The following is an 8,296-nucleotide window of genomic DNA, read 5'->3' on the forward strand; positions in this document are numbered from 1 at the left end:
ATTAAAATAATGATGACAATGTAATTAAAAATCAATAAAAACCAGCTACGGTTTTTAATAGTGGAGAACAGACAGCGGGTGAAGCTAATTGATAGGCCTAGTTTATAGCGTCGAGGATCCGGCTGGTAGAGGGATAGCATCATATATAGTTGAGGCTCTTAAACCGCATAGAACTACTAACCCGTATGCTATGGAATACTATGAGGGAGATGGGTTTGTTTTAGCGGGTTTCAATGAGGATGTCATATACTTTGACTTCCTTGATGAGAGGCTACCAATGGTCTCCGAATACATTGTGCTCTCGCGGCATAGCAGTAAGGCAGGGGTTAAAAGCTACACTGTTCACCATACCGGGAATTATGGAGGGGAGGCGTTATCTGGTGGAAGACCCGGCGAACTCGGAATTGCTTCGCCACGTACAGCTTGGCTACTTCTCAGGCTATTAAAAACATATAGAGATGCCTACAGTAGAAACGAGTACGAGGTTAGTTATGAGGCAACGCACCACGGACCCACAAGTCTCTCTAAGCCACTTGTATTCATAGAGATTGGCAGTGGATTAGATGAATGGAGGGATAGAGTAAACCACGCTGTTGTAGGCGATACCGTGATAGGGTTTCTCCGGGGAGGCATCAGGGATGAATGCATCCCTGTGATAGGTATTGGGGGTGGACATTATCCTAGGAAGCATACAGAGCTAGCGTTGGCTGAGCCCGTATGTTACGGGCATATAATGGCTAAATACGCTCTCGAATACATGTCACGTGTAGTACTGGATAAGATGATTGAGAGGAGCGTGGTGAAACCGGTTGAAGTAATAGTTGAGAAGAAGGGAACAAGGCAGGAGCATAGGTCTTTACTAGAGGAGTATGTCTCTGAGAAGAAGCTTAGCCTGAGATATATCTAGGGCACGAGTATCTGCTTCTCAGTGAACCATGTTCTAGATAGCTTGCTCCAAACAATCCTCAGCGTGATGGGTTCACCTGTTTTAACTGTGCCGGGAACGACTAATTCACTAATACTGCGTTCACTGGATTTTAAAGGCTTATCAATCTTCATGCTCGTTAACATGCTTCCCTTATATAGCACTGTGAAAACAATGAAGTCCGGTGATGACTCACCTTTATTTATCAGTGAGACAGTGATCTTGAGTTGCCCTCCTGCTCTACTCGCATTTATATCTTCAACCTCGATAACAGGAATAGGCATTCTTATTGAATACAGTATTATGCTGGATGTGATGATTGCCCCTCCTTCTCCCTCATTAACCAATGCTATCGCATCATCCCCTGGTGAAGTATTAATGTTATTAATAATGTATTCCTCGAATCCCTCAGTATACGGACTCGTCAGCTCATACCTCATACCATTAATGTGCATAATTAATCTACTGGTCCTCTGAGGAATGTAGCTTGAAATCCTTATGTCATGGCCCCCTATATTCTTACATTTTGCTAAAGGATACGACTCACCTGGATATAGGACGAGCAGCCCTGTCCAGTATTTAAGGCTTGTAGAGGCATCTGTATCCTCGTATAATGCTACAAGCTGGATCTTCCGCAGCTTTACTGGTGAACCCCCCTCGTGTTTAACTGTTAGATTCACCCATTCCCTCCTCATTGATTCCTCCGTGTTTAGGATGGGTGTTACATCATACACGAACTTAGAGATTAATCTATCCTTATATCTAACCATGTAATGGGGCTTGAACTCCTTTGTAACACTTATACCGTTGAGTTTCAGCCTCCAATCAACACTCTCACTACTCGATTCTGTGGCAACCTCAAGTAATCCAAACCCTATTCTCCTACTCCTCCTGTTAGGTATATTCAACACTATGTTATCCTTCGAATGATATCCATGTAGCTGGAGGTCAAGAGGCTTAAATACAATGTAGAGATCACCATTGAATACCTTATCCACTATATTATCGAATACCCCCTGCATTAAGGCATCCACTCCCCTAGCGCTATTGATATAAAATCTCCTAGAGGGTTATTTAGTAATTATTGGATGAAGACGCCCTGCCGCACGTGATTGATGAACGGCTTGAACCCCTGGCTGACCTGCAAGATGTATAAATAGTGATGGTGTACAAAGTGATAATACGTAATATACAAGAATGGTGTAAGCTCTATAGGCTTCTCACCCGCATTCACAATACCGAGGTGGTTTGTCGAGGATATTGAGAAAGGTGGGTTTAGAGAACTGGAGGAGATAGTGGAGAGTATTTACTCTGTTAGAAACATAGGGGATTCAACCGGGGTTATATCGATATTGACTAAAAACGCTGTTGTAAGATCCAAGCCCGCTACTCTAATGGCGTTAACAAAGATTCTAAACTACGAACTCTACTCTAGGTGGCTAATCTAGCATCTCATTTCTTCCTGGATTTAATATACTCGTGTATCAAGTGCTCTGCTAAACCGATCTGCTCGGCATGACCACATACAGCGTCAGATGCTAGTATAACCCTATTGTAGTTCTTCAACTCGATAGGCTTTCCAAGAGGCCTGCTAGAGCGAGTAGTCTATCGCCTACTCTAAACTCGTTGTATAGCTGGATACTCGTCTTACCTAGTTTCTTAATAAACATCCCAATATTCGAGCCGTTGACTATAGCAACAGACATTGGTACTCGTTCTCCTCTAGGATGGATCATGAAGATAACGAACTGCCCAGGCCTCCACTTGCGGGCTACGAGGGGCATTTACCTCTATATAGTAGTCTTCTTTGTTTAAATCTTCTTTTCCTATGTTTCATACATATAGACGCCGTTCGTATTACCTACCGAACTTTATTCATGCTTCGGGATTAAATATTATTGAGTAGAATTATAAAGCCCCAACCAAACTGTTTCTGTTATAGTTTAAAATTGTTGATATTTGTTTGTATTATTTGATGCCATTCCTCTGCTATGATTACTGTATATACTTTCTGCCGTAGGGCTTCTCCACCTTCTCCTTGCTCTCCCTACCTATTGGATATAGAACGCATTAGTTCCTCCGATGAAATAATTTTAAACCCTGAAAGTAATCATGGTTCAAATAGGCCGCCGTAGCTCAGCCCGGTGGAGCGCCGGCCTTGTAAGCAAGTACTAGGTAGGCCCGTCGAGAAAGCCGGTGGACGCGGGTTCAAATCCCGCCGGCGGCTCTCTATTTCTCATCTATCCTTAAACACAGTGGCATAGCCTAGGGCTTTAAACCAGGATGACATACCGTTTTGTTTTATAGGTTCTTTAGGTTTTGCAAGCTATTTGGTGCCCTCCTTGCTTTACCCGTTTAAATTTGTAAGCTAAGAACACGAGTCTATTGGCGACCCCTTAGCTCCCCGAGACCCATGGCTGTCTACGGGGAGGGAGCCGGGGGAGAAACCATGATAAACCACCCCACGAAGACCCAGAAAACCTGGGGCGGGAAACAGTAATCCTTTCCCAAGCTTTTTCAAGCTGTAAGAGTGGCTATATTCCTTCTTAATATTTTTATTTGGTTAAAGTAATATGATATGAGTAGGGGATATAGATGAGTACATACAAGTATAGAGTTCTAGTTGCAAGCCACATTCATGAGAAGGCAATCGAGTTGTTGAGATCAAACGGGTTTGATGTCACTGTAAGAGAGGAGCCAAGCGAGGATGAATTAGCCTCGATGATAAAGGGGTTCCACGCACTTATAGTCCGTAGCAAACCCTTGGTCACAAAGAGGGTGATAGAATCATCCGACGTCCTCAAGGTGATCGCTAGAGCCGGTGTGGGATTAGATAACATAGATGTCGAAGCTGCTAAAGCCCGGGGGATAGAGGTCATCAATGCCCCTGCATCATCATCGGTGAGCGTTGCGGAGCTAGCCGTGGGATTAATGATTGCCGTGGCCAGGAAGATAGCCTTCAGTGACAGGCGTATGCGGCTTGGCGAGTGGCCGAAGAAGCAGGCTATGGGGATTGAGTTGAACGGTAAGACCCTTGGTATAATTGGTGCTGGTAGAATAGGTTCAACTGTTGCAAAGATATGCAGGCTAGGTCTTGGGATGAATATTCTCTATTATGATCTCGGTAGAAATGAACAATTAGAGAGGGAGTTGGGGGCTAGATACGTTGATCTAGAGACTCTTCTAAAGGAATCAGATGTGGTCTCAATACATGTCCCCCTAACACCTGAAACACAACACTTGATAAATGAGAAGAGACTAAGGCTCATGAAGAAAACCGCGATACTTATAAATACCTCGAGGGGGCAGGTGGTAGACACTAATGCACTTATAAAGGCATTGAAAGAAGGCTGGATTGCTGGTGCCGGGCTAGACGTATTCGAGGAGGAGCCCTTGCCAAAGGATCATGCATTACTAAAACTTGACAACGTAGTTTTAACTCCGCACATAGGCGCTAGCACTGTGGAGGCGCAGGAAAAAGCCGGCATAGAGGTTGCTGAGAAAATAATAGACTATTTCAGGAAGCTTGGTGCCTAGTTATGAGTAGTGAAGCAGGTAAAGTAATAATTAAGCTACCTAAGACAAGCATCCCCTACAAGTATGTTGAGCCAACGCTAATAGATGTGGATAAACTGGTTAACCACGAGGAACTAGTTGAGGCAAGGTTAAGGGAACTAGTTGATAAGATTCGGAGCGAGAACGCCGTAGACATGCCAATAATAGTCACCCCTATACCCGGCACCGATAAATTCCTCATTGTTGACGGGCACCATAGATGGGCAGCTGTAAAAGCACTCGGATACAGGAAGATACCATGCGTGATCATAGACTACTTTAGCCCCGAGGTAAAGCTGAAGACGTGGTTACCCGGCATAATAGGCGAGGTTGAACCAGTGCTGAGCGAGGCATCGAGGAGGGGATTGAAGATCTCCATGTGCAACTACGATCCCAACACGCTGGGAGAGATAGATGTGAAACTACTTGAAGAATCCTCCTTTATAGTACTGGGAAAGGACCTTTGCAGAGCGATAAGCGGAGGCATTGAAGGCCAGAAGATAGTTTCCCAGGTATTGAACGAGCTTAATATGAAGGGATTATTCACCCTGGTATACTATGGTGAGCTCTCAGATGCGTTGGAAGACCTTAAATCAGGGTGGCTTACATATTTATTCATACGTAAAATATTAACAAAAGAAGACGTAATGAACTATGTGAAGAAAGGACTTGTATATGCGCCTAAAACAACCAGACATATTCTGCCATTCTATCCAGCCAAGACATATACCCCCCTTAGTAAACTAGCCTAGATCATTGAATACCTTTTTACTTCTTTTTACTATCCTATCTTTCTTTCTTCACTAGAATTAATGTAGGTTTACGTAGAACCGGTGGAATAATGGCCAGGTATGGCAGTTATTTCAGTAAGCTATCGGTGAAAATAAAAGCATCCGAGATAAGAGCTTCTCGTGCTTATAAGGGTAGAAAAGATATAAAGGTTTTTAGTTTTCGTTAAGATGTAACTGGTTTAATGAGAATTTGTTCCGTATCTCAATGCTCTTTATAGCTACGCTTCTCGTTGCCGCTATGATCCCGCCCCGTGCATCTTTAATTAATGCTGTATCTGCTAGCTACAATGCCGAATATCCCTCTATTGAGGATCCGTGTTCCTTCATAGCTTCTTTCTACGTTGATTTTGGAGATGGCTCCGGGTGCTGTGTTGAATCACCTGTTGTAGAGCCCGACGTGTGTTATATCTCATCTAATATGTTGGCTGAACATGTTTTAAGAAATATTTGTGGTTTAACCGATACAGCTGATAAGGCAGGTTTCTCAAGGGATACCCGGAGTACTGGTGTAAGTACATGGATAAAGACGGCTACTGAACGCTCTGGTACTCGGAATCGCCTTTAAAGGGGTATAAGATGAGGAGGGGGGAGATGCTATATAAATGTTAGAGTGCATAGGTGGGTGTGCGCTCTCTGCCCAGCATACACTCCCAGGGGTTCTAGGTAAGTATGGCTCATAATTCTTTTCCACCGTTGTTCGCGAACAACGGGAACAAGTGGCTTGTTCACGAACGTTCACATTGAACAACAAACATCATAGAAAACACGGACTCTTAGGGCTTCAAGTACGAGCTTTTTAATCGACGAAAACCAAACTGTTCACATCCAGCTGTGCTATTGGATAGACTCTATAGAAAAAATCGAAAGTCATAGGGCTCAGGGTCTCTAGAATGATCAGGGAACAATGTCCTTGAGATGGGGGGCTTAGCCTTTCCTTTTTATATATATGTTTCCATCTGGCTCGCTGGAGGGTTCTCTCAGGCTTATCTCATCCTCTTCTTCTGTATCTATTAGCTTCTTCTCTTTAACGTATGCCAGCAGTAGTTCCTCTGGTATGTTGTCTACTTGTCCCACTAGGTGTCTTATACCCTGTATGCTTAACCATTCTATGAAGTCTTCTTCTAGTCCTGCATTAATTATCAGGGATAGTAGCTCTCTTCTGTAGGAGGGATCTATCATTTCCTAATCCCCACCATAATTAATATTGTTCCTACAGGCTTATAATTTCTACTAATTAAAAATTAAACTAGCTGACCAGTTGGAAGCTACCATGATACACGGGTTCTCAGTATTCCGGCCAACCCATTGAAGGTTTGTGCAAACCACTCGCCTTCAGGTATATCGGTGCTTACGACTAGTGGTTTAGCTCCTCGCTTTCTTGCTAGCTCAAGCCACTCCTCTATATCCTCCCGTTGCTCACTTATTAGCAGGATGCCTACAAGACCCATTTCAAGAGCGTTGCGTACTTCTTCTTCACCGTACACTATTAACCCATCGTCTTTTGCCAAGTGATACTTGAACTCCTCGATTGCCTTAAGTGTTTCAGCATATTCTTGCTCCTTTAATAGGTCCCCGGCTCTCATTATCATTTCCCTTAAGCCTGGTTCACCCTGGTAGGCTACATCGATGAACTCTGGCAGCACTATCTTCTTAAGCCTGTAATCCAGGTAATCCTTCTCCATGAAATCGTATTTAGCATAGGCTGGTCCGCCAACTAGGAGGGCCTTAAGCTTGCCTTGCTCTAGTAGTGGTAGGAATACGTTGTTAGCGTGTTCACCAACCCTCTTATAGAAGTCTTCAACCATTTGCTCAATTATTCTATCGTATCTACGCTGGCTCTGACCACCTTTCTGATGCTTGCCTGGTATATAGTCCTCTAGCTCCTCAACTACCTGCAGCCTATTACCCTTAAGCAGGCCGATTGTAGCGGCATCACGCTCCACTATTAGTAAGCCAATTATATTGGATTCACTGACCATTTCCTCGAGGAACTCTGTATGGAATACCTTATCCGTCCTATAGAAGAATACCGGCACCTCCTCTGGTGGGATCAACATAACTGTTATCGATTTCCCTGTATCAGGATCTTCTCCTGCGAATAATACTAGTCCTTTATCAGGGACCTTGGGTATCTTGCTCATCCTCTCAATGGCTATCGACAACGCTCTCTCAACAGCGTTCCTTGTCTTCTTAAGCTTTATATTATCGGCTACCGAGAGCTCCTGACGAAGCAGGTTTAATACATCACCTATAGGTCTACCCGGCGGCACATATAGGCTCAGCAATATCGTTGCATGGGCCTTCCACTTCTTCAACTCCTTAATTATCTCCCTTAACCTTTGCTTATCCACTCTCATGGATTCTATTTGGTCTTCACTATAGCTAAAGGCTCATCCCTTTTACACCGGGATAACATGGTATATATTTTGGGGTTTAAATATATCTAGGTAAACCCATGATATATGTGGGCATAGATATGCAGGTTGAGAGAAAACTTGGCGGGGGCTTAATTATCACCCTGATAGTAGTAACCCTCGTGATCCTAGCTTACAGTGTTATCACATCCTCCCTTAGCTCGCTACTGGAACTATACTCCATGGATACCCCTGTCTCACTACTGGTAATAACGCTTGGATGGATTATATCGGCTCTCAGGTTGAAATTACTCTTTGAATCAAGTATGAAGGGGATTACTCTTCCATTAATTGACAGCCTGGCTATTAGGCTCATAGGCGGTTTAACCGCGAATATAACGCCCTCCTCGATAGGCGGTGAGCCTGGCAGAGCATATTACTTGTCCAGAAGGACAGGAGTCGATACTGTTAAATCCTATGCACTAGTGATCTACGAGGTTTACTATGATGTATTAGCCGTAAACATTATTGGTGCCTTCCTCAGCGTTAAATATCTGCCTCTAAGCACACCTGTCTTACTAGTATCGTTATTCATGTCCTTCTCATGGCTCTCTATATCGCTTAAAATAGTGAGGGCTGGCAGGAACATGCCTAGCGGACCCGATGCAGCA

The 8,296-nt window shown here is 43.8% G+C and carries 10 protein-coding genes and 1 tRNA gene; 7 read left to right on the forward strand and 4 right to left on the reverse strand.

Annotation, left to right across the window (positions count from 1 at the left end; all coding sequences use genetic code 11):
• Window positions 1-88 precede the first annotated feature (88 nt).
• Complete coding sequence (locus ACP5N5_RS04445) at window positions 89-907, forward strand: D-aminoacyl-tRNA deacylase (protein ID WP_428133322.1); 819 nt, start codon at window positions 89-91, stop codon at window positions 905-907.
• Here the strand turns inward: ACP5N5_RS04445 and ACP5N5_RS04450 are convergent.
• The gene (locus tag ACP5N5_RS04450) at window positions 904-1,947 is read right to left on the reverse strand and encodes a hypothetical protein (RefSeq protein WP_428133326.1); all 1,044 of its coding nucleotides are present in this window, start codon (window positions 1,945-1,947) and stop codon (window positions 904-906) included. The genes ACP5N5_RS04445 and ACP5N5_RS04450 overlap by 4 nt on opposite strands.
• A 165-nt stretch (window positions 1,948-2,112) precedes the next feature.
• On the opposite strand from ACP5N5_RS04450, the gene ACP5N5_RS04455 reads away from it, so the two are divergent.
• Window positions 2,113-2,373, forward strand: a complete 261-nt coding sequence (locus ACP5N5_RS04455; protein ID WP_276815054.1) for a DUF84 family protein — start codon at window positions 2,113-2,115, stop codon at window positions 2,371-2,373.
• Window positions 2,374-2,487: 114 nt separating this feature from the next.
• Here the strand turns inward: ACP5N5_RS04455 and ACP5N5_RS04460 are convergent, their stop codons facing one another.
• The gene (locus tag ACP5N5_RS04460) at window positions 2,488-2,709 is read right to left on the reverse strand and encodes a hypothetical protein (RefSeq protein WP_428133329.1); all 222 of its coding nucleotides are present in this window, start codon (window positions 2,707-2,709) and stop codon (window positions 2,488-2,490) included.
• 341 nt (window positions 2,710-3,050) lie between these two features.
• Between ACP5N5_RS04460 and ACP5N5_RS04465 the strand changes: the two genes are divergently transcribed.
• The 4 genes from ACP5N5_RS04465 (at window position 3,051) to ACP5N5_RS04480 (ending at window position 5,836) form a co-directional block, all read left to right on the forward strand.
• Window positions 3,051-3,152 (forward strand) — tRNA-Thr (locus ACP5N5_RS04465).
• Between the two features lie 368 nt (window positions 3,153-3,520).
• Entirely contained in the window at window positions 3,521-4,462 is a 942-nt protein-coding gene (locus ACP5N5_RS04470; protein ID WP_428133331.1) for a D-2-hydroxyacid dehydrogenase, read from the forward strand.
• A gap of 2 nt (window positions 4,463-4,464) precedes the next feature.
• Window positions 4,465-5,232, forward strand: a complete 768-nt coding sequence (locus ACP5N5_RS04475) for a DUF5603 domain-containing protein (RefSeq protein WP_428133333.1) — start codon at window positions 4,465-4,467, stop codon at window positions 5,230-5,232.
• A gap of 244 nt (window positions 5,233-5,476) precedes the next feature.
• Window positions 5,477-5,836, forward strand: a complete 360-nt coding sequence (locus tag ACP5N5_RS04480) for a hypothetical protein (RefSeq protein ID WP_428133335.1) — start codon at window positions 5,477-5,479, stop codon at window positions 5,834-5,836.
• Window positions 5,837-6,195: 359 nt separating this feature from the next.
• Here the strand turns inward: ACP5N5_RS04480 and ACP5N5_RS04485 are convergent, their stop codons facing one another.
• A complete protein-coding gene (locus ACP5N5_RS04485) occupies window positions 6,196-6,450 on the reverse strand; it encodes a hypothetical protein (RefSeq protein ID WP_012608526.1) in 255 nt (84 codons plus the stop codon).
• Between the two features lie 86 nt (window positions 6,451-6,536).
• On the reverse strand, window positions 6,537-7,628 hold the full coding sequence (prf1, locus tag ACP5N5_RS04490) for a peptide chain release factor aRF-1 (protein ID WP_012608527.1): 1,092 nt from the start codon (window positions 7,626-7,628) through the stop codon (window positions 6,537-6,539).
• 98 nt (window positions 7,629-7,726) lie between these two features.
• On the opposite strand from prf1, the gene ACP5N5_RS04495 reads away from it, so the two are divergent.
• The coding region (locus ACP5N5_RS04495; protein ID WP_428133339.1) for a flippase-like domain-containing protein at window positions 7,727-8,296 on the forward strand (570 nt) is incomplete at its 3' end.

Origin of the sequence: Desulfurococcus sp. (genome assembly GCF_049970475.1) — an archaeon.
GTDB lineage: Archaea > Thermoproteota > Thermoprotei_A > Sulfolobales > Desulfurococcaceae > Desulfurococcus > Desulfurococcus amylolyticus.